Source organism: Mucilaginibacter sp. HD30, assembly GCF_054061755.1.
In genome coordinates this window covers 1,328,707-1,346,490 of record NZ_JBSSEO010000001.1, presented here as the reverse complement: position 1 = coordinate 1,346,490, position 17,784 = coordinate 1,328,707, and the positions used below count along the sequence as shown (strand labels likewise).

Here is a 17,784-nt window from a genome sequence, read left to right as displayed (position 1 = left end):
AAAGTTGGTATTGATCTGCCTGAGAAAATATGTCCGATTAAAAATTGCTGCCGCATTTTGGTTGTTGGCGTTGTCTTTGGTTTATTTAACAGGTTGTGAGAAAAAATCAGACGATTCCGGTCGCTATACTGAAGCATTTCTACCGATATATAATCAAACTACCCGTTATTTTGATGCCGATCAAACCCAAAATGGGCTTAATTATTTAGATTCAGCCTTTAACGAACTATCTTCGCCCTCCTATTCAGACCGTTTTAGGTTTTACGCCTTTCATTACGTCCACTTTCAGCGGGTATTACACAATTATCCAAAAGCCTTGTTATACGCCGATAGCATGATGCTGATGGCTAACAATACAACAGATAAACGCGACTATGCGCACTATCTTGCCGAAGCTAATTATGCAAAAGGTGACACCTATTTTGATCTTCATCAGTTTAATGATTCCTATCAGTGTTATTACCAGGGTTATCTGTTAGGTAAAAGTTATCTCAATGACGAGGCGCTTTCTGATTACACCTATCGTATGGGGATGATCATGTATAAGAAATCGCGATACCAGGCGGCGGCTAATTACTTTAAGGAAAGTTTTAAACAGCGAGCCAGTATTAAAGCTGAGGATAGTTTTGTGGCTTTTTATCGCATGCAGGAGTTGTTAGACAATATCGCGTTAAGCCATAAACACAACGGAGATCTTGATAGTGCCCTGGTTTACTTTAATAAAGCCAAAGTATATGTGAGCGCCAACGCTGACAAATACCCTGAAAAAAAGGGTTTTAAAGAAATGGCGCTCGGCGTAATATATGGTAACGAGGCTGAGGTTTTTATAACGCAGAAAAAATATGATAGTGCAATAAGCCTTTTGCAAAAGAGCATCAATATTAACCTGCAAAAAGGCTTTGATAATGTTGATGCGCAATATTCGCAAATTAAGCTTGCAAAGATTTATGCAGAGCAGCACCAAACTGCAAAGTTGAAAGGATTATTAGATGCGCTTCGCCCTCAGCTTGACTCTATTAAAAACGTAACTGCAGACGCTGAATGGCACCGGCTTATGGGTGAGTATTACAACACGCAAAACAATCTGCAAAAGGCAATGAGTCATTTGCAGACCTATAATATTCTTAAAGATTCATTGGCGCAACAAACAAGTTTGCTGCGCGAAAGCGATGTTAATGAACAACTAAGCAATTATGAGAAAGCGCATCAGATAGAATTGCTGAATGAGAATAATAAGATACAGCGAATATATTTGGTGGTGTCTATATTATTCGGCCTTATGGCGTTAGCAATCATTTTGTTAGTTTACCGCTACTGGCGCCGTTCGAAAAACGATGTTAAATTGATGAACGAGCTTAATAAGCAAATAAATGAGCAAAATAGTGACCTTGAAAAAGCGTTAGAAAAACTGCAACTAAGCAGCCGGGAAAAAGATCGTATTTTAAGAGCTGTGGCGCACGATTTACGTAATCCTATAGGAGGAATTGCATCATTGACCTCTGTTATGGCCGAAGAAGATTATACCGACGAGCAAAAGGAAATGATCAATCTTGTAAAGGAAACATCGTATAATTCTCTTGAGCTTATTAACGAGATATTGGAGGCGGCCAACGTAACTTCAATAGAACTTAATCCCGAACCGGTAGAAATTAACGGGTTGGTAAACAACAGTGTAGAGTTGTTACGATTTAAAGCTGCTGAAAAAGGTCAGCAGATATTTTTTGAACCCTTGCCAGCTTCGCAAGAACTGCAAATAAGTCGTGAAAAGATCTGGCGCGTTATTAGTAACCTGGTTAGCAACGCAATAAAATTTAGCCCTACAGGCGCATTAGTCCATGTTGCAGTTGAGAAAGCCGCCGACCAGGTAATCATTTCCGTAAAAGACAACGGTATTGGCATCCCCGAGAAAATGCAGGATCAGGTGTTCAATATGTTTACCAGCGCACAGCGGCCCGGTACGGCCGGCGAAAAATCATTTGGTTTAGGGCTTTCCATTTGCCAGCAGATAATGGAAAAATCAGGCGGAGCTATCTGGTTTAAAAGCCGGAAAGACGGAACTACTTTTTATATCAGCCTTCCCCTTGTGGATGGATCAGCGCCGGGATCGGCCCAAAAAATCACCATACCATTTACCCGATGATTTGATTATGCGCTGCTGCGTTTCAAAATCAACATAAATTATTCCAAAGCGCGGGTGATACCCCTCTGCCCATTCAAAGTTATCTGTAAGGGTCCAAACAAAGTAGCCGTCAACTTTGCAGCCCTCGTTTTTGGCTTTAAGTACTTGGTGCAGATAATCTTGTAAATAAGCTGCACGTAAGGGATCGTGAACACCATCACCTTCAACTTCGTCCGGAAAAGCCGCACCACTTTCTGTAAGATAGACTTTCTTTATTTGTGGATATTGGTTGTATTTATGCAGCATGTGGTAAATAGATTGCGGCCACACCTCCCAACCCATTGTAGTTACGGGCACGTTTCGTTTTTCGGCTTTAACCAGCGATGCCTGTATGTAAGGTGTAAAAAGAGAGTATTTTACAATTTCGCGTGTATAATTCTGTAAACCTATAAAGTCGAAGTCAAATGCCAGTTTATCCTCATCGCCGGGCAACATATACTTTTTAATACCCTTTAGCACAGGCAGGTCTGCAAAGGGATAACCTAAACCTAATACAGGTTCAATAAACAGCCTGTTTAATAAAGTATCAACCCTTTTTGCAGCAGCAATATTACGTGGTTTATCAGAATATGGCTCAATGTAAGAGCACGAAAAAGTAGTACCAATTTCTGCTGCTGTAAGTAACTTTCGTAATACCTTGCCACCTGCCGCTATACTCAAAGCAGCATGATGAACCGCGGGCAAGAAGTTATTTAAACCTGTTTTGCCAGGAGCATGTATACCAAAAAAGTACCCCGCTCCCGTAAATACCGATGGCTCGTTCATCACCATCCAATGCTTAACGCGGTCGCCAAACGCGTTGGCACAGACAGTAACAAAATTTGTAAACCAGTTAACAACTTCGCGGTTTGTCCAGCCGCCTTTAAGTTCAAGCGCGTGCGGAAGGTCCCAATGATATAAAGTGAGCCAAGGTTCAATACCCAGCGCCAGGCAATAATCAATTACTTTGTTGTAGTAGTCAATTCCGGCTTGATTAACCGCACCCACGCCATCCGGCATTATGCGCGACCAGGAAAGGGAGAAACGGAAATTAGGAATATTAAGCTGTTTTATCAGATCAATATCGTTTTGATACTGATTATAAAAATTGCATGCTGTATAATGGTGACTGCCGTCTCGGATCTTGCCTTTTTTTAGGCTAAATACATCCCATATAGATTCGCCTTTGCCATCGGCATCATGTGCGCCCTCAATTTGTACAGCAGCAGTGGAAACACCCCAGATAAAATCGTCGCCAAAAAGCGCCTTGTTAATAGGTGTTTTGTTATGAGTAGATTCCATTAAATTGAGCTAACCGGTAGCCCAAATTGTATATTAAAATTTGATAAAAAAAATCTGCACCGCAGATTAGTGAATAAAAGACGATCTCATGCTTTTTGAGATCATCCAATCGCGTAAGCTGTTAAATAAATTGATGATGTATTTCATGATTGCTTATTTAATGATACTAAGGTAAACTGCTGATATGACCTCACCATAACATCAACATTACCATATTGTTAAGCCGATTTTTTAATTATTACATTCATTATTGCCTTTAATCCTCTATTTTTAGCTCAACCCAACTTTGTATGGAAATAAATTATTACGATATAACAATTGCGTTCGGGGTATCTGAAGTATTGCTCGCGATTGCGAAGAGATCAAAAAACACACAGGTTAAAAACAAGGCTGATAAAAATTCAATGCTGATTTTGTGGTTATGCATTGTTGGCGGTTTAGTATCAGGAGGCTTTGTGCCCGGTTATATTAAATTAGCTATTCCGGCGACTGTATGGGTGCAGAAAGCGGGAGTTATAGTTGTGTTAGTAGGCTTTATCGTAAGGTGGATAGCAATTTTACAATTAGGCAAAATGTTTACCGTTGATGTAAGCATAAACAGCGGTCATCATTTAAAAACCAACGGACTGTACGGGATGGTAAGGCACCCCAGCTACCTGGGCCTGTTGCTTATTTTGTTGGGTGTGGGATTCTTTACAGGTAACTCAGTTTCCCTGTTTATCGTTTTTGTTCCATCATTACTGGCGCTTATTTATAGGATGCAGGTTGAAGAGAACGCACTAATGGCTGAATTTGGCGCGGATTATATAGATTATAAAAACAGAGTGGCGCGCATCATACCTGGAATGTATTAACGGTTTTAATATGCTTAAAGAATATTTTACCGGCCTTTTTAACTACGACAAACATGTTAACCTGCAATTTGCAGCGCTCATTAGTGCGGCTGACGATAAGGACAAGCCTATTGAACTAATGTCGCACTTGCTAAATGCCCAGCAAATATGGCTAAGCCGTTGCTTGGGGGCATCATCTTCCAATTATCAGTTATGGCCAAAATGGGGGCCGGACACTTTTAAGGATATTATTACTAAAAACCATAATGACTGGGTAAACTTTCTGAATGTTGAAATTGATCCGGAGCAAATTATTGTTTATGAGAACTTTAAAGCCGAAAAATTCAGCACCAAGCTTGTTGATATTTTAGCTCATGTTATTAATCACGGCACGCACCATCGCGCGCAAATAGGTATGCTTTTAAAACAAAGCGAAGTTCTTGAACTGCCGGCTACAGATTATGTCCATTATCTCCGTGGCGTGCAATAAACAGCGTAATTAATGGGATAAAACGCGTAATAACACTTACTTTTGATTTTTCTTAAAACGCCTTTATATGAAAAGATACGTCATTCTTTTTACCCTTATTGTTGTTGCCTTTGCCGCTTGCACAGATGAAAAGGCAGCGGAAAAGCAACTGTTAGACGAAGTGATAAAAATTCATGACGAAGTGATGGGCAAAGAAGAATATCTTATGCGTAACAAAATGAAAATAGATACCATTTTGACGCCAGGCCCGGTGAGTGAGAAATACACTACGGAGGAAAAGGCTACTATAGGTGCCGTACGGTTTAAATTGATGGCAGCCGATGAGGCAATGTCAAACTGGATGCAGCATTTTGACCCTGAATTAAAAGGAAAAACGCACGAAGAAAAGATTAAATATTATACTGAACAAAAGAAGGCGGTAACGCAAATTGATTCGATATTTACTACGGTTATTGAAGGATCAGATAAATATTTGAAGGATCTAAAAAAATAAGATGAGGAAATTGATAAGTGCAGCGGCTGTAATTTTGGTATGGAGCGCCTGCAAATTTAATGATGCCACACAGCGACTACCCATTGCAGGCAACCGCGACGTTGCTACCAAAGTGGTTAACGGGCAAACTGTTACGGATACCGTATATCATACCATCCCTGAGTTTAAAACAGTTAATCAATATGGCGACTCTGTTAAAAGCATAAACCTTGATGACAATATTTATGTAGCAGATTTCTTTTTTACCACCTGCCCTTCTATTTGCCCTGTAATGCACCGTAATATGCTGAAGGTTTACGGTGAGTTTAAGGATATGCCCGATCTAAAGATCATATCCTATACAATTGATCCCAAACATGACAGCGTAGCTGTACTTAAAGACTACGCCACTAAGCTGGGTATTGAGGGTAACAGATGGTGGTTATTGCAAGGCAAAAAAGAGGAGATCTATCAGCTTGCATCAAGCTACCTGGTAACCACTCCGGCAGAAGATGCAAAAGAAAAATTTATTCACGATGGGTACTTTATATTGGTTGACAAGCAAAAACACATTCGCGGACAGTATAACGGTACCGACCCCGAACAGGTACAAAAACTAATTGACGATATTAAGCTATTAAAAGCCGAACCCGAACAAAAATGAAATGGAAGGTGATCTGCTTTCTGGGCTTATTTGTTTTTGCTGTAGTGGCTTGCCAGAGCGACAAGGACATTGAATTTGCCCGCTATTATTCGGGCGGAAGTGCTATATATCAAAGTAAATGTCAAAACTGCCATGGTTCTGATGGTAAGGGCCTGGCTGCGTTAATACCCGCACTGACGAATGAGGCACATCTAAAATCCACCAGCTCGTCCTTAGCCTGCCTGGTTAAATATGGCTCAAAAAGCTCCTTTAACGCGGCAAACAAAACTTTTACTACAACAATGCCCGCAACAGACTTGCCGTCGGTTGATATAGCAAAGGTGCTAACCTACGTTACAAATTCTTTTGGTAATAAAATGGGCACCATTACCACAGAACAGGTAGAGAAAGATCTACCGGGTTGTAGATAGTCCGGAATCGGCAAAGTCTGGAAGTGTATTCTATTACCTGTTTTTACTCATCAATGGCAAAACCGCCAAACGCACTATTGTATGCGCTACCAATGACAGGGTCAGTGTAAAAGCAATTATCATCCCCTTTTTTTTAGGCGAATCAAAATAGTCTAAAAAACCAGATTCTCCAGTACCGCTATAAAGCAACGCGAGTATAAACACGGTAGCGCCCGTAAGCCATAGTGTTAAATGCGAATAGAAATAACGTTTTTGTGCAAGTTGAGCTTTAGGGAACGCAGTAAATAACAATATTACGTTTGCAAGGAATAATGCGGCAGCAACAGCCAGAAGAAAATAAAACATAAATAGGTAGATTGTACATCAATTATAACTACTATTAGGAATATTTGCAAGTGTTTAAGCTACTTTTTAACTTCAGATTCAATAGAATTTCCGGTTTCCTTGTCAATCTTTTTAGGTAATTTCTTTACGTTTCTTTCAACTTCAGTCTGCTCCACATGTACTGCGTATTCTGCCGGTTCAATGCGCTTGCCTTTAAAATCAACATAAGCCTTGGTAAACTCTGCACCGAAGTATAAAATAGCGGCTGTATAATATACCCACAAAAGTATTGCGATAAGCGAACCTGCCGCCCCATAAGTGGAACTACTGGCAGACGATGCCACATAAATACCGATCGCGAAACGCCCCAGCATAAATAAAACGGATGTGAATATGGCACCTGAGCGTACATCTTTCCAGGCAATTTTAGCATCAGGTAACACTTTAAATATTACAGCAAAAAGGGTGGTAATTACAACAAAACTGATCAAAATATTAATGCCATTAAACAGCAGGACGGTAACGTCAGGTAAATAAGTTTTAAGCTTGTCACTCAAAGCAAGCAGCGCTCCGTTTAAAACCAAAGATACCAGCAACAAAAAGCCCAATGAAATAATTAGCGATCCGGATAATAAGCGATCCTTTAACATTTTAAGCCACGCCTTTTTAGGTTTAGCTTTAACCTGCCAGATAATATTGATAGACTCCTGTATCTCTCCGAAAACCCCCGTGGCACCAACAACAAGCGTAACCGCGCCAATAATAATAGACATGGTGGATTTGCCGGATAACTCAAGCCGAGCTATCAAATCCTGGATCTGTTTGGCAGCATCATTCCCAACAAAGCCGTTTATTTCGGCAAATAACTGCCCTTGAATAGCTTCCCTGCCTAAAAATAACCCCGCCAGTGATATCACCAGCAACAACAGCGGCGCTAAGGAAAAAACGGTGTAGTAAGCCAACGAAGCGCTGAATTTAAGTGCCAAATCGTTTGAAAAACCGGCAAAAGCCGCCTTCAAAATCGTCCAAAGGTTTATAAAAGCTTGTTTGGTAAAATACTTCTTCATATTACCTGAACATAACTTTATAGCGCAAGGTTTGAGTCAAATTTAATTTGTTGGATTATTGTTATTTGGTGACGGTTTTAGTCTCCTTGACTTTCGGTCTTTGCCGACTTCCCGACTAAAACCCTATCTTTGCTACGCAAAACGTTCTATCGCTGTCCTGATTTATCAGGGTGGAGGAAAGTCCGGGCAACACAGAGCATCCTGCTTCCTAACGGGAAGGCGCCGTCAGCCGGCGACAGCAAGTGCCACAGAAAATATACCGCCCTGATTTATCAGGGTAAGGGTGAAAACGTGAGGTAAGAGCTCACGGCTTTCCCGGGCGACCGGGATCGCGGTAAACCTCAGGAGTTGAAAAACCAAATAGGTCCTGAACGCGGAGCTGCTCGCTCCCACTCCGGCAACGGAATTTCAGGATGGGTAGGTTGTTAAAGCCTGTTAGCAATAGCAGGACAAGATCAATGATAGAAACCCGCTTGCGGGAAACAGAACCCGGCTTATAGCTTTGCTGCTGAAATAAGCGCCTCGTCCGCAAGGATGGGGCGTTTTTGTTTAGTATTTCGCAATCGTTTTAGACGATTTTTAGCTATTGCAAACTAATTCCATTCATGTACCTATCCATTAATAAGCTAAAAACAGCTAATTTGGCGCTCACAATTTTGTAGTTATGTTACGAGAAAACCCATTTTAACCCGAATAAAAATAAATAAGCAATGAAGATGATCATAACAGCGTCCAAAAACTTTATTTGGATATGTGTACTTGTGTCGCTCGCGTTATGCGTAAAAGCCGATGACGGACATAACCTGTGGCTTAGACCGGTAAAAGCAAAACCAGTAAAAGTAACAGGCGTTAACGCGAAATCAGTAACGATGGGCATCGCCAAAAAAGAAATTGAGCAACGCTGGTTGGGCGCCGAAAACGCAACAGTTGAGTTTAGGATAGTAAAAGACCCAAACGTTAAAGTAGATGGCTTTAAAATAACCGGAAATGCAATAAGTGCTACCAGCGAAACTGGAATACTTTATGGTGTTTACGAGTTACTGCGCCGCCAGCAAACCGGCGATTTGAGCAACGTTATCTCCAACCCTTCTTACCAACGCAGAATACTAAACCACTGGGATAACCTGAACGGCTCAATTGAACGTGGGTATGCAGGTAACTCAATATTCTGGCGCAGTGGCGATAATGCATTTACGGTAACCGACAAAGACAAACAACTATGGGAAGAATACGCCCGCGCTAACGCTTCAATAGGCATTAATGGTTCGGTTTTAAATAACGTTAATGCGTCAGCTCAAATGTTGGGTACGGATCAGTTGAACAGAATGAAAGCCATTGCAGCGGTTTTACGTCCGTATGGTATTAAAACCTATTTATCGATCAATTTTGCCTCTCCAATTGGTTTAGGTAAATTACCTAATGCCGATCCGCTGAACCCGGAGGTTATTAAATGGTGGAAAGAAAAAGTAGCCGAAATATATAAACTGGTACCTGATTTTGGTGGTTTTTTAGTGAAAGCCAATAGCGAGGGCCAGCCCGGTCCGCAGGATTACAAACGCACACATGTTGATGGCGCAAATATGCTTGCAGACGCGTTAAAGCCTTACAATGGCATTGTTATGTGGCGCGCATTTGTTTATAACGCGTCAGAGAAAGACCGCGCTAAACAGGCCTATTTAGAATTTACGCCATTTGATGGCCAGTTTAGGGATAACGTAATTATCCAGGTTAAAAACGGACCGATAGACTTTCAGCCGCGCGAACCATTTAGCCCCTTATTTGGGGCGCTAAAGAAAACTCCTATTATGCCTGAGTTACAGGTAACACAGGAATATTTAGGTCACTCAGAACAATTGGTGTTTTTGGCGACTATGTGGGAAGAAATGTTTAAAAGCGATACCTACCAGGAAGGCAAGAATAGTACCGTGGCACGCGTAACGGACGGAAGCATTTTTACGCAAAAATACACTGCTATTGCGGGTGTGTCAAACGTAGGACTTGATACCAACTGGAACGGCCATGAATTTGCACAGGCAAACTGGTACGCCTATGGCCGCCTTGCCTGGAACAACCAGTTAGATAGTAAAACAATAGCCGACGAATGGATAAAGTTGACCTTTGCCCCTGCTGATGCTAATAAGGATTGGAAAAGCGGCTTTTTAGATCCTGTTAAAAAGATGATGCTGGAGAGTCGCGAAACAGCGGTTGATTATTCTATGCCGCTTGGCCTTCATCATATTTTTGCAGGTAACCACCATTATGGCCCGGGCCCGTGGTGGGCGCCGCCGGGCACACGTAAAGACTGGACGCCGGCTTACTATCACCAGGCAGACGCCAACGGGATAGGATTTGACCGCACAAAAAAGGGCACAGACGCAGTAGATCAATACCACGAACCTTTAGCTACCGAACTTAATAACGTGGCAACCACGCCCGAGATGTACCTACTTTACTTCCATCATTTGTCATGGGATTATAAAATGAAGAATGGCAAAACCCTCTGGGATGACCTATGCTCGCATTGGGATAGCGGTGTTAAACAGGTGCGCCAGTTCCAGGTGGTTTGGGATAAAGTTGAGCCTTATGTAGATGCGGAGCGTTTTAGCCGCGTTCAGGAAAAACTGCGCCGTCAAACCCGCGACGCCCAGTTTTGGAAAGATGCCTGTATACTGTATTTCCAGCAGTTCAGTAAGCGCCCTATTCCCGACTATGTTGAACGTCCGATCAATAACCTTAATTATTATATAACTACTGACCCGGTTAGCATGAAACCGGTGCAACAGAGACGATAGTAATAGCTTTTTGTTGATATTATGTAGGGCCCTGCGTTAAGCAGGGCCTTTTTGCTTTTTATTAGCGCGGCCTATCGCAATTATTTTACTTTTGCGCTAAACTCTATTCTGCATGGCAAATAACATTAAACTACAGGTATATCACGGCGTTGAAGCTACAGTGAACGCGTACATTTTTTCAGACGATCAAAGCGTTATTCTGGTTGATTGTCTTCGCAACAGCGAAGAAGCATCTAAACTGGCTGCTCAGATAAAAGAAATAGGGAAACCGCTTACTCATTTGTTCATTACCCACGGACATCCTGATCATTACACAGGCATGAACGTTATTAAAGCGGAATTTCCGGATGTACGAATAGTGGTTAATACGCCAGAGACCAAAGACGATATCATCAACTTTTCTACCTGGATGGAAAGTGTGGGATGGCTGGAAAAAGAATCCGCATTAAAACCAAAAACAGACGAAAATCCGGATGGATTTGATTACTACGGCAATATCAGCATTTTAAAACGCGGTCAATTGGTATTAGCAGAGGGTGCCATAATTGAGGCGTTTAGTGATTATGAAGCAACTGAATGCGAACACCTTACAACACTTTACAGCAAGGATCTGAATGCCTTTTTCTCTAATGATTTTATATACAATGGCGTTCACCCCTGGCTGGCAATTGATAAACAAAACATTGAAAACTGGAAACAGCAATTATTGGAGTTTGCCAATGTGTTGGAAAAAGACCTTACGATTTATCCCGGCCACGGAAAACCTGCTGACATTACTGTATTTGAAAAACAGCTGAAATATATTAACGATTTTGAAGCTACAGTTGCTACTGCTAAAAGCCGCGAAGAAGCTATGCAAAAGATGCAGGAGTTGTATCCTGATTATACCCAGGCCGATTTTCTGTTGGTTTACTCCGTTAATGCTTTTGTAGCAGAATAAGCACAGCCAATTTATTCCGGGGTTAGCAAAAATGCCTTTTATGTGTATATTTGCCCTCCGTAGTACGACTTGGTAGCTCAGCCGGTAGAGCAACTGACTCTTAATCAGTGGGTCGAGAGTTCGATCCTCTCCCAGGTCACAAAACAGCCTTTCAGCACAAGTTGAGGGGCTGTTTTTTATTAGCATAGGTAATGCTTATTGGTAATTGAAAGTTAAGAATATTAGTTATTGCCGATTTTGTCAAATATCTCTTGAATATCATCATTTAATGCTGGAAGTTTTGTGCTAATAATATCCCAAACGATATCATAATCGACACCGAAATAATCATGTATGAGACGATTCCGCGTGCCACTCATTTTTTTCCATTCAATGTGGGGGTAGGTTGCTTTAAAATCTGGATCAAGTTTCGTGCAAACCTCACCTATTATTTCCAAACTCCTTATGATAGCCCTTGATAGTACAGGGTCATTGATAACAGATTCTTTATCTTTTCCGGCGATAGCCTTCAAGACAAAAGATATTTCGTCTAATATATGTTTTAGTAATTCAAACTCAGATGGCAACATATTCTGCCTGTTTTAGTATATAAGGGCCAATATGTTTACTTAACCCTTGAGTAGTGACCAATTCAACTTTCCTGCCCAGTAGATCTTCTAAGTAAAAAGATAATTCAATAAAATTGTCGTAATTCTTTTGTTGGGGCTCAAACTCAACTAAAAAGTCAACATCACTATCCGGTTTTATTTTACCGGTAATAAACGAACCAAAAACACTCAGCTTTGTAACGCCAAATGATCTTATTTTCTGTTTATTATCGACCAATGCCGACAATAACATACTTTTATTTTGAATCGCAATTTGCATATGCAAAGTTAAGTATTTAATGTCAAAAGAAATAGTTCACCGCAGGAAGCTAATTGACCCATCTGATAGTGTAGTTTTATAAAAAAAATCGATAAACTGAAAATCTTCTTCTTCTAATGTATTTTTGCACTTTCTTGAAATATCCTCAGCAGTAGCATCAAATTTTTAAAGTCTTGTAAAAATAGTTCGAAAACTCGTCATCCTCGGTCACAAAAAAGCCTCAAGCATTTTGCTTGGGGCTTATTGTTTTAATGAATCCGGTCGCACTATACCCTATAGTTAGTCGCATATACACCCGCCGCTGCATCATCTTAATATCGAAATTTGTATCAAACAAACTGACATAATTTAAATTGTAATTGGGAGATTAAACATCATGAGAAAAATTATTGTTCTATCATTCATCACATTAGACGGCGTAATGCAGGCACCGGGTGGACCGGAAGAAGATCCATCAGAAGATTTCAAATATGGCGGCTGGAGCGCACCATTTGATGATGAGAGCTCTGCATTCCTATTTAAAAAAATGCTTGAACCGGCAGACCTTCTGCTGGGCAGAAAAACCTTCGATATTTTTGCTACCTACTGGCCAAAACACGCCGAAATATGGCCGGGCGTTAACGAAGCACCTAAATACGTACTATCAACAACACTAAAAAACGAAGACGACATAGTTACCGGCTGGAACAATTCATCGGTTTTGAATGACCTTGAGGATATTAAAAAGCTAAAAAACACCGAAGGTGCCGATATAAAAATATGGGGTAGCAGCAAGTTGGTTCAGCTGCTGCTTGAGCATGATCTGGTTGACGAACTTTGGATAATGACCCATCCTATTATATTGGGTAAAGGCAAAAAGCTATTTGCTGATAACTCACTTCCCGGATCATTTAAACTGGTTGAAAATTTTGTATCAGATAAAGGCGTGATAATAGCCAATTACAAACGCGACGGTGATGTAAAAACCGGTAACATGGGCGTTTAAATAGTTGAAATTTTAGTATTGAAATAGCCATGGCTCATGTCATGGCTATTTTTTTGTTAATTATTTTTCTCTTCTCGCCTACACAATCAGCTCATTCGCCTACACAACAACGCGAGTTGTCTATTATACACTATCCCCCACTTAACTTTTTGGCTTTCAGCTTGTCATAGGGGTGTATTTAAATAATTAGAAAAATATTCACTCATTAAAATATTCAGACAAATGAAAACTCAAATCACAACAATCATTGCAGCAGTAGCCTTATTAGTAAGCACAAACATTACACACGCCAAAGCCGATAACGGCGCTGTTGAATTAACCCAGGTAGGCGATATCAGCAAAATAGAAGCCAGCGGCAACGTTGATGTTTACCTTGTAAACGGAGATTATGATGCTGTTAAAATATACGATGATTATTACGGAGGCAACGCGGTTGTAAAAAACGAAGACGGTGTTTTACGCATTGCATCATATGCGTCAGAAAAACTAACTGTGTTTGTAACTGTAAATGACCTGCAAGCCATAACTGCTAACAATAATGCAAGTGTTAGATCATACGGTGATGCTTTTTCTGCAAAAGGGATAGACATAACCCTAAATGACCAAGCTGTGGCTCAGTTAAATATTGATGCCATTGGCGCTACCATAACTGTTAACGACGAAGCCCATGCAGAATTTGCCGGACGTATTGAAAACTACGAGCTAAACTATGCTGCGGCAGCAACCGTTAACAACGACAATCTGCAAAGCCATACCAGAAGAGAAAACAAAATAGAGCAACCAAAACCTACGCGCGCACACGGAATCCGTTTTGCAATGCACGCGAGTTTATAATTTAGAAAGATATTAACCCCTATAAAAAACGCCTCCGGATTACTTCCGAAGGCGTTTTTTATTTTATTAGCCGTGCGTGTATTACAGTTTATTAATAACACCGCATCCTATCCTGCTGCCAGAATTACCTGTTGGCTGGGTGGTGTAATCATCCACACCCGAGTGAACGATTATAGCGCGGTTTAAAATGTTGGTTTTTTCAGGGCCACCAATAGTCCAGCGGTCTGTTTCAATGGTAAGCGTGGCTTTTCCGTCTTTGTCCAATTTAATATTGCCAATATCGCCAGAATGATATTTGGCCGAACCCCATTTGCCATGATCTTCTTTGGTTGGGTTCCAGTGCCCGTGAGCGCCTTTACCCTCATCGCCGCAATCGCCATGCTCATGGAAGTGCACAGCTACTGTTGAGTTTGCTTTTTTAGGTACATTAAGGGTTAATACAAGTTCTACTTTGTTGCCTTTGTGGTTAAATTTTGCCATGCCGGTAACTACGGTGTCAGTTTTGGTACCACTAAGGTCTGCGCTTGCCGCTTCGTACATTGCCGTGTCAACAGCCATGGCATGCGCTGCCGTGTCTGACATTTTAGATGTGTCTTGGAGTGTATCTACCACTTCGGTCTTCTCACCGCCGCCGCAGGCAGCCATGGCCAGCACAAAGCAAAAGCCTATTGCCGTTAAAAAATGTTTTTTCATGAGTTTAGTGTTTATTTAAACTCTAAATAAATTTTTAATAAAAATTGTTTTGGTCGGAGGATAATAGCGGCGTAAATTGGATTACGACGACAAACCGGTATTTATATGGTGCTGAATTTTTTCTACCAATGATGCCAATACATCTTTGGGTAAAGTTTTGCCCTCCACATTGGCGCCGTTTTCGCCAATCACTATTTCGGCTACCGTTACATCATTTTCCAGGATAGCATAATGCCCAATATTAGGAACCACTTCAAATTCCCTGTCTTTATTACCAGATCTTACTGAGATTAAAAACCTTTCGTGTATACCTTCCATAAATTTAAGTTTTAATGCGTATATAACACGTTGTGTGGCAGTTATGTTTTGGTGGAGTCACAATAGCAAGCTACGTGTAAAAGCCGCAATTCGATTAAAACATTGGGTTACACATTAAGAATTGGGGCACTAAGCAACCCATCGTTGTTGTTTTTAATTATTTCTGTCAACGACTGAATCAGTTTATTAACACCATTTAAAGTATCATCATCAATTATTTTACCCTCATCGCTCACTTTTGTCTTTAAAAAGGAAATCAGCAGTTGCGTCTCTAAAGTCATTCGGGCCTCAAGTATTAACAACGTTCCTAATAGCGATTGATGTGCTTTTTCGCCCGATAAGGAGGCCGTAATAAGCGCAGCCGGTTTTTGTGAAAATTCCATTGAGGATACTGTCCAGTCGATAGCATTTTTTAATGTTCCCGGAACTCCGATTGCATATTCAGGGGTGCAAATTAATACTCCCTCGGCTTCTCGTAGATTTTTACGGAAATTTTTAACTTCTTGCGGAACGAATTCGTTATCTAAATCGGGATTAAAGTGCGGAAGTTTTGATAAACCGTCAAATATAGTAATGGTAAATAATTCTGATGTAAGATGTGCTATGGCTTTTATAAGATTTAGATTGGAAGAAGTTTTTCTTGTGCTTCCGGAAATAGCTAATTTTTAATTTTTTTCATCACAAGCTGCGCGAATAAAGTTTATCTAAAACAGGTATTCGCAAGAAATATAGAAATAAATAAATCCACCTGAAAAATACTTTATTCATGCATTACGCATGCTCCCCCCCTTAAACCCTCTGGCTCATCTATGAATCTTTCGCGCCAATGCTGAAATAGCCATAGTTTTACTTTCGCGATATCCCTTAGAAAGTATTACTCTAAGCTAATTTTACTGATTACGTTGTTGCAAAAGTGTTGCTATTCTGTTGCTATCGTGTTGTTATTCTGTTACGCAAAACGCTAAAAAAACATCAATTTTTCACTTTTACAAAACACTCGCTTACAGTAGCTTACATCTATTACACAGATAAATTTACTGACTTAAAAGTCATTTTATTTCAAAATTATAACATACTGATTGATAACTTATTACGAATATTGAAGCTTTATTTTTACTTAGCACACTTATTTTGTGCAACACCCCTCCGGTTTAATTTTCTTTTAAGCCAAACATCCGCAATAAAATAGTGTTTACTTTACACTACAAACTTTATATTAGCACTTAACAACTACTTAAACTGCACATGGCTAAAATATTAATTATAGATGATGAGCGGGCCATCCGCAATACTTTACGCGAGATACTTGAATACGAGGACTATGAGGTTGAAGATGTAGATAACGGCATTGATGGCCTTTCTATGATAAGCGCCAATAACTATGATCTGGTACTATGCGACATAAAAATGAACCGCATGGACGGCATGGAAGTGCTTACAGAGGGTTTGGCTATTAAGCCCGATCTGCCCTTCATCATGATATCAGGCCACGGAACCGTAGAAACTGCCATTGAAGCCAGTAAGAAAGGCGCATTCGACTTTATATCCAAACCCCCTGATCTTAACCGACTGCTTATAACCGTTCGTAACGCGTTAGATCGTGGCAGTTTGGTGGTAGAAACCAAGGTATTAAAACGCAAGGTATCCAAGGTAAGGCCTATTCTTGGCGAATCGCAAAGTATTGGCAAGATTAAAGAAACTATTGAACGAGTTGCCCCTACTGATGCCCGCGTACTGATAACCGGCGCCAACGGTAGCGGTAAAGAGTTGGTTGCACGCTGGCTGCACGAGAAATCAAACAGGTCTAACGCTCCTTTAATAGAAGTAAACTGCGCCGCCATTCCGTCTGAGCTGATAGAAAGCGAGTTATTCGGTCACGAGAAGGGATCGTTTACATCTGCTGTTAAACAGCGTATAGGCAAGTTTGAGTCAGCCTCTGGTGGTACCCTATTTCTGGATGAGATAGGCGACATGAGCCAGTCTGCCCAGGCAAAAGTGCTGCGTGCCTTGCAGGAAAGCAAAATAACCCGTGTAGGCGGCGAGAAAGAAATTGAAGTAGATGTACGCGTGGTTGCAGCAACCAATAAGGACCTGCTGAAGGAAATTGAAGACGGCAACTTCCGGATGGACCTTTACCACCGCTTAAGTGTGATACTGATACATGTACCGCCGTTAACCGAGCGCAAGGACGATATACCACTGCTCACCCAGAACTTTTTAGAAGAGATTTGCAGCGATTATGGCATGCCGGTTAAAAAGGTATCAGATGGTGCCATGGAAGCACTGAAAGCCCTGCCATGGACGGGCAACATACGTGAGCTGAGGAATATGATTGAACGGCTTATTATATTAAGCGAAAAGACCATAACCGAAGACGATGTAAAGTTGTTTGCCAACCCATCCGCACCTGTGGCTGTTAATAATGGGACAATTGCAGCTGCTGCCCCCCAAACAGATTTTAACCAGTTTAAGAACTTCCAGGAGTATAAAGATCATGCTGAACGCGAGTATATCAAGTTTAAGTTAGAGAAGAACAACTGGAATGTATCAAAAACTGCAGATGATATTGACATTCAACGAAGTCACTTATATAGTAAAATAGAAAAATATGGTTTAAAGCGGGGCGAGTAATTCC

General features: G+C 40.9%; 19 protein-coding genes, 1 tRNA gene and 1 other RNA gene. 13 read left to right on the top strand and 8 right to left on the bottom strand.

The features are described 5' to 3' along the window. Positions 1-76: 76 nt before the first annotated feature. Complete coding sequence (locus tag ACVW2L_RS06575) at positions 77-2,140, top strand: tetratricopeptide repeat-containing sensor histidine kinase (RefSeq protein WP_457127166.1); 2,064 nt, start codon at positions 77-79, stop codon at positions 2,138-2,140. On the opposite strand, the gene ACVW2L_RS06570 is transcribed toward ACVW2L_RS06575, so the two are convergent. After that, a complete protein-coding gene (locus ACVW2L_RS06570) occupies positions 2,093-3,460 on the bottom strand; it encodes a GH1 family beta-glucosidase (RefSeq protein ID WP_457127165.1) in 1,368 nt (455 codons plus the stop codon). The two genes, ACVW2L_RS06575 and ACVW2L_RS06570, sit on opposite strands and share 48 nt — an antisense overlap. 290 nt (positions 3,461-3,750) lie before the next feature. On the opposite strand from ACVW2L_RS06570, the gene ACVW2L_RS06565 reads away from it, so the two are divergent. From ACVW2L_RS06565 to ACVW2L_RS06545, 5 genes are all read left to right on the top strand, one after another. After that, entirely contained in the window at positions 3,751-4,314 is a 564-nt protein-coding gene (locus tag ACVW2L_RS06565; RefSeq protein WP_457127164.1) for a methyltransferase family protein, read from the top strand. A 10-nt stretch (positions 4,315-4,324) separates the two neighbouring features. Next, the gene (locus tag ACVW2L_RS06560) at positions 4,325-4,783 is read left to right on the top strand and encodes a DinB family protein (RefSeq protein ID WP_457127163.1); all 459 of its coding nucleotides are present in this window, start codon (positions 4,325-4,327) and stop codon (positions 4,781-4,783) included. Between the two features lie 67 nt (positions 4,784-4,850). Next, positions 4,851-5,276, top strand: coding sequence for a hypothetical protein (locus tag ACVW2L_RS06555; protein ID WP_457127162.1), 426 nt, complete (start codon positions 4,851-4,853; stop codon positions 5,274-5,276). 1 nt (position 5,277) lies between these two features. After that, on the top strand, positions 5,278-5,919 hold the full coding sequence (locus ACVW2L_RS06550) for an SCO family protein (RefSeq protein ID WP_457127161.1): 642 nt from the start codon (positions 5,278-5,280) through the stop codon (positions 5,917-5,919). Continuing rightward, positions 5,916-6,329: a c-type cytochrome gene (locus ACVW2L_RS06545; RefSeq protein WP_457127160.1), complete on the top strand. Its 414-nt coding sequence runs from the start codon at positions 5,916-5,918 to the stop codon at positions 6,327-6,329. Before ACVW2L_RS06550 ends, ACVW2L_RS06545 begins: the two co-directional genes overlap by 4 nt. A gap of 33 nt (positions 6,330-6,362) precedes the next feature. Here the strand turns inward: ACVW2L_RS06545 and ACVW2L_RS06540 are convergent, their stop codons facing one another. Both ACVW2L_RS06540 and ACVW2L_RS06535 read right to left on the bottom strand, forming a co-directional pair. Beyond that, positions 6,363-6,674, bottom strand: coding sequence for a hypothetical protein (locus ACVW2L_RS06540; protein WP_457127159.1), 312 nt, complete (start codon positions 6,672-6,674; stop codon positions 6,363-6,365). 59 nt (positions 6,675-6,733) lie between these two features. Then, a complete protein-coding gene (locus ACVW2L_RS06535; RefSeq protein WP_457127158.1) occupies positions 6,734-7,720 on the bottom strand; it encodes a YihY/virulence factor BrkB family protein in 987 nt (328 codons plus the stop codon). Between the two features lie 133 nt (positions 7,721-7,853). On the opposite strand from ACVW2L_RS06535, the gene rnpB reads away from it, so the two are divergent. The 4 genes from rnpB (at position 7,854) to ACVW2L_RS06515 (ending at position 11,591) form a co-directional block, all read left to right on the top strand. Further along, an RNA gene (gene rnpB / locus ACVW2L_RS06530) (RNase P RNA component class A) lies at positions 7,854-8,232 on the top strand. A gap of 198 nt (positions 8,233-8,430) precedes the next feature. Then, positions 8,431-10,512 carry an alpha-glucuronidase gene (locus ACVW2L_RS06525; RefSeq protein ID WP_457127157.1) on the top strand — a complete coding sequence of 694 codons (2,082 nt, stop codon included), beginning with the start codon at positions 8,431-8,433 and terminating at the stop codon, positions 10,510-10,512. A 112-nt stretch (positions 10,513-10,624) separates the two neighbouring features. After that, positions 10,625-11,452 carry an MBL fold metallo-hydrolase gene (locus ACVW2L_RS06520; protein WP_457127156.1) on the top strand — a complete coding sequence of 276 codons (828 nt, stop codon included), beginning with the start codon at positions 10,625-10,627 and terminating at the stop codon, positions 11,450-11,452. Between the two features lie 66 nt (positions 11,453-11,518). After that, a tRNA-Lys gene (locus ACVW2L_RS06515) sits at positions 11,519-11,591 on the top strand. Between the two features lie 82 nt (positions 11,592-11,673). On the opposite strand, the gene ACVW2L_RS06510 is transcribed toward ACVW2L_RS06515, so the two are convergent. Both ACVW2L_RS06510 and ACVW2L_RS06505 read right to left on the bottom strand, forming a co-directional pair. After that, positions 11,674-12,021, bottom strand: a complete 348-nt coding sequence (locus tag ACVW2L_RS06510; protein WP_457127155.1) for a HepT-like ribonuclease domain-containing protein — start codon at positions 12,019-12,021, stop codon at positions 11,674-11,676. Next, positions 12,008-12,319 (bottom strand): nucleotidyltransferase family protein, encoded by a 312-nt coding sequence (locus ACVW2L_RS06505; RefSeq protein ID WP_457127154.1) that lies wholly within the window; start codon positions 12,317-12,319, stop codon positions 12,008-12,010. The genes ACVW2L_RS06510 and ACVW2L_RS06505 overlap by 14 nt, the downstream gene beginning before the upstream one ends. A gap of 376 nt (positions 12,320-12,695) precedes the next feature. Between ACVW2L_RS06505 and ACVW2L_RS06500 the strand changes: the two genes are divergently transcribed. Next, positions 12,696-13,304, top strand: a complete 609-nt coding sequence (locus ACVW2L_RS06500; protein WP_457127153.1) for a dihydrofolate reductase family protein — start codon at positions 12,696-12,698, stop codon at positions 13,302-13,304. 222 nt (positions 13,305-13,526) lie between these two features. Further along, entirely contained in the window at positions 13,527-14,138 is a 612-nt protein-coding gene (locus ACVW2L_RS06495; RefSeq protein WP_457127152.1) for a GIN domain-containing protein, read from the top strand. A gap of 81 nt (positions 14,139-14,219) precedes the next feature. Here the strand turns inward: ACVW2L_RS06495 and ACVW2L_RS06490 are convergent, their stop codons facing one another. The 3 genes from ACVW2L_RS06490 to ACVW2L_RS06480 form a co-directional block, all read right to left on the bottom strand. After that, positions 14,220-14,831, bottom strand: a complete 612-nt coding sequence (locus ACVW2L_RS06490; protein WP_457127151.1) for a superoxide dismutase family protein — start codon at positions 14,829-14,831, stop codon at positions 14,220-14,222. Positions 14,832-14,912: 81 nt separating this feature from the next. Then, entirely contained in the window at positions 14,913-15,149 is a 237-nt protein-coding gene (locus ACVW2L_RS06485; RefSeq protein WP_457127150.1) for a hypothetical protein, read from the bottom strand. 107 nt (positions 15,150-15,256) lie between these two features. Then, complete coding sequence (locus tag ACVW2L_RS06480) at positions 15,257-15,805, bottom strand: NADPH-dependent FMN reductase (RefSeq protein WP_457130181.1); 549 nt, start codon at positions 15,803-15,805, stop codon at positions 15,257-15,259. 589 nt (positions 15,806-16,394) lie between these two features. Between ACVW2L_RS06480 and ACVW2L_RS06475 the strand changes: the two genes are divergently transcribed. After that, positions 16,395-17,780 (top strand): sigma-54-dependent transcriptional regulator, encoded by a 1,386-nt coding sequence (locus ACVW2L_RS06475; protein WP_457127149.1) that lies wholly within the window; start codon positions 16,395-16,397, stop codon positions 17,778-17,780. The last annotated feature ends 4 nt before the right edge of the window (positions 17,781-17,784 follow it).

Excerpts from the sequence above, each read along its gene's own strand:
- ACVW2L_RS06510 (WP_457127155.1), bottom strand. The coding sequence starts at position 12,021 with ATGTTGCCATCTGAGTTTGAATTACTAAAACATATATTAGACGAAATA.
- ACVW2L_RS06495 (WP_457127152.1), top strand. The coding sequence starts at position 13,527 with ATGAAAACTCAAATCACAACAATCATTGCAGCAGTAGCCTTATTAGTA.
- ACVW2L_RS06500 (WP_457127153.1), top strand. The coding sequence starts at position 12,696 with ATGAGAAAAATTATTGTTCTATCATTCATCACATTAGACGGCGTAATG.
- ACVW2L_RS06535 (WP_457127158.1), bottom strand. The coding sequence starts at position 7,720 with ATGAAGAAGTATTTTACCAAACAAGCTTTTATAAACCTTTGGACGATT.
- ACVW2L_RS06555 (WP_457127162.1), top strand. The coding sequence starts at position 4,851 with ATGAAAAGATACGTCATTCTTTTTACCCTTATTGTTGTTGCCTTTGCC.
- ACVW2L_RS06525 (WP_457127157.1), top strand. The coding sequence starts at position 8,431 with ATGAAGATGATCATAACAGCGTCCAAAAACTTTATTTGGATATGTGTA.
- ACVW2L_RS06505 (WP_457127154.1), bottom strand. The coding sequence starts at position 12,319 with ATGCAAATTGCGATTCAAAATAAAAGTATGTTATTGTCGGCATTGGTC.
- ACVW2L_RS06485 (WP_457127150.1), bottom strand. The coding sequence starts at position 15,149 with ATGGAAGGTATACACGAAAGGTTTTTAATCTCAGTAAGATCTGGTAAT.
- ACVW2L_RS06570 (WP_457127165.1), bottom strand. The coding sequence starts at position 3,460 with ATGGAATCTACTCATAACAAAACACCTATTAACAAGGCGCTTTTTGGC.
- ACVW2L_RS06550 (WP_457127161.1), top strand. The coding sequence starts at position 5,278 with ATGAGGAAATTGATAAGTGCAGCGGCTGTAATTTTGGTATGGAGCGCC.
- ACVW2L_RS06545 (WP_457127160.1), top strand. The coding sequence starts at position 5,916 with ATGAAATGGAAGGTGATCTGCTTTCTGGGCTTATTTGTTTTTGCTGTA.
- ACVW2L_RS06540 (WP_457127159.1), bottom strand. The coding sequence starts at position 6,674 with ATGTTTTATTTTCTTCTGGCTGTTGCTGCCGCATTATTCCTTGCAAAC.
- ACVW2L_RS06475 (WP_457127149.1), top strand. The coding sequence starts at position 16,395 with ATGGCTAAAATATTAATTATAGATGATGAGCGGGCCATCCGCAATACT.
- ACVW2L_RS06520 (WP_457127156.1), top strand. The coding sequence starts at position 10,625 with ATGGCAAATAACATTAAACTACAGGTATATCACGGCGTTGAAGCTACA.
- ACVW2L_RS06565 (WP_457127164.1), top strand. The coding sequence starts at position 3,751 with ATGGAAATAAATTATTACGATATAACAATTGCGTTCGGGGTATCTGAA.
- ACVW2L_RS06490 (WP_457127151.1), bottom strand. The coding sequence starts at position 14,831 with ATGAAAAAACATTTTTTAACGGCAATAGGCTTTTGCTTTGTGCTGGCC.
- ACVW2L_RS06560 (WP_457127163.1), top strand. The coding sequence starts at position 4,325 with ATGCTTAAAGAATATTTTACCGGCCTTTTTAACTACGACAAACATGTT.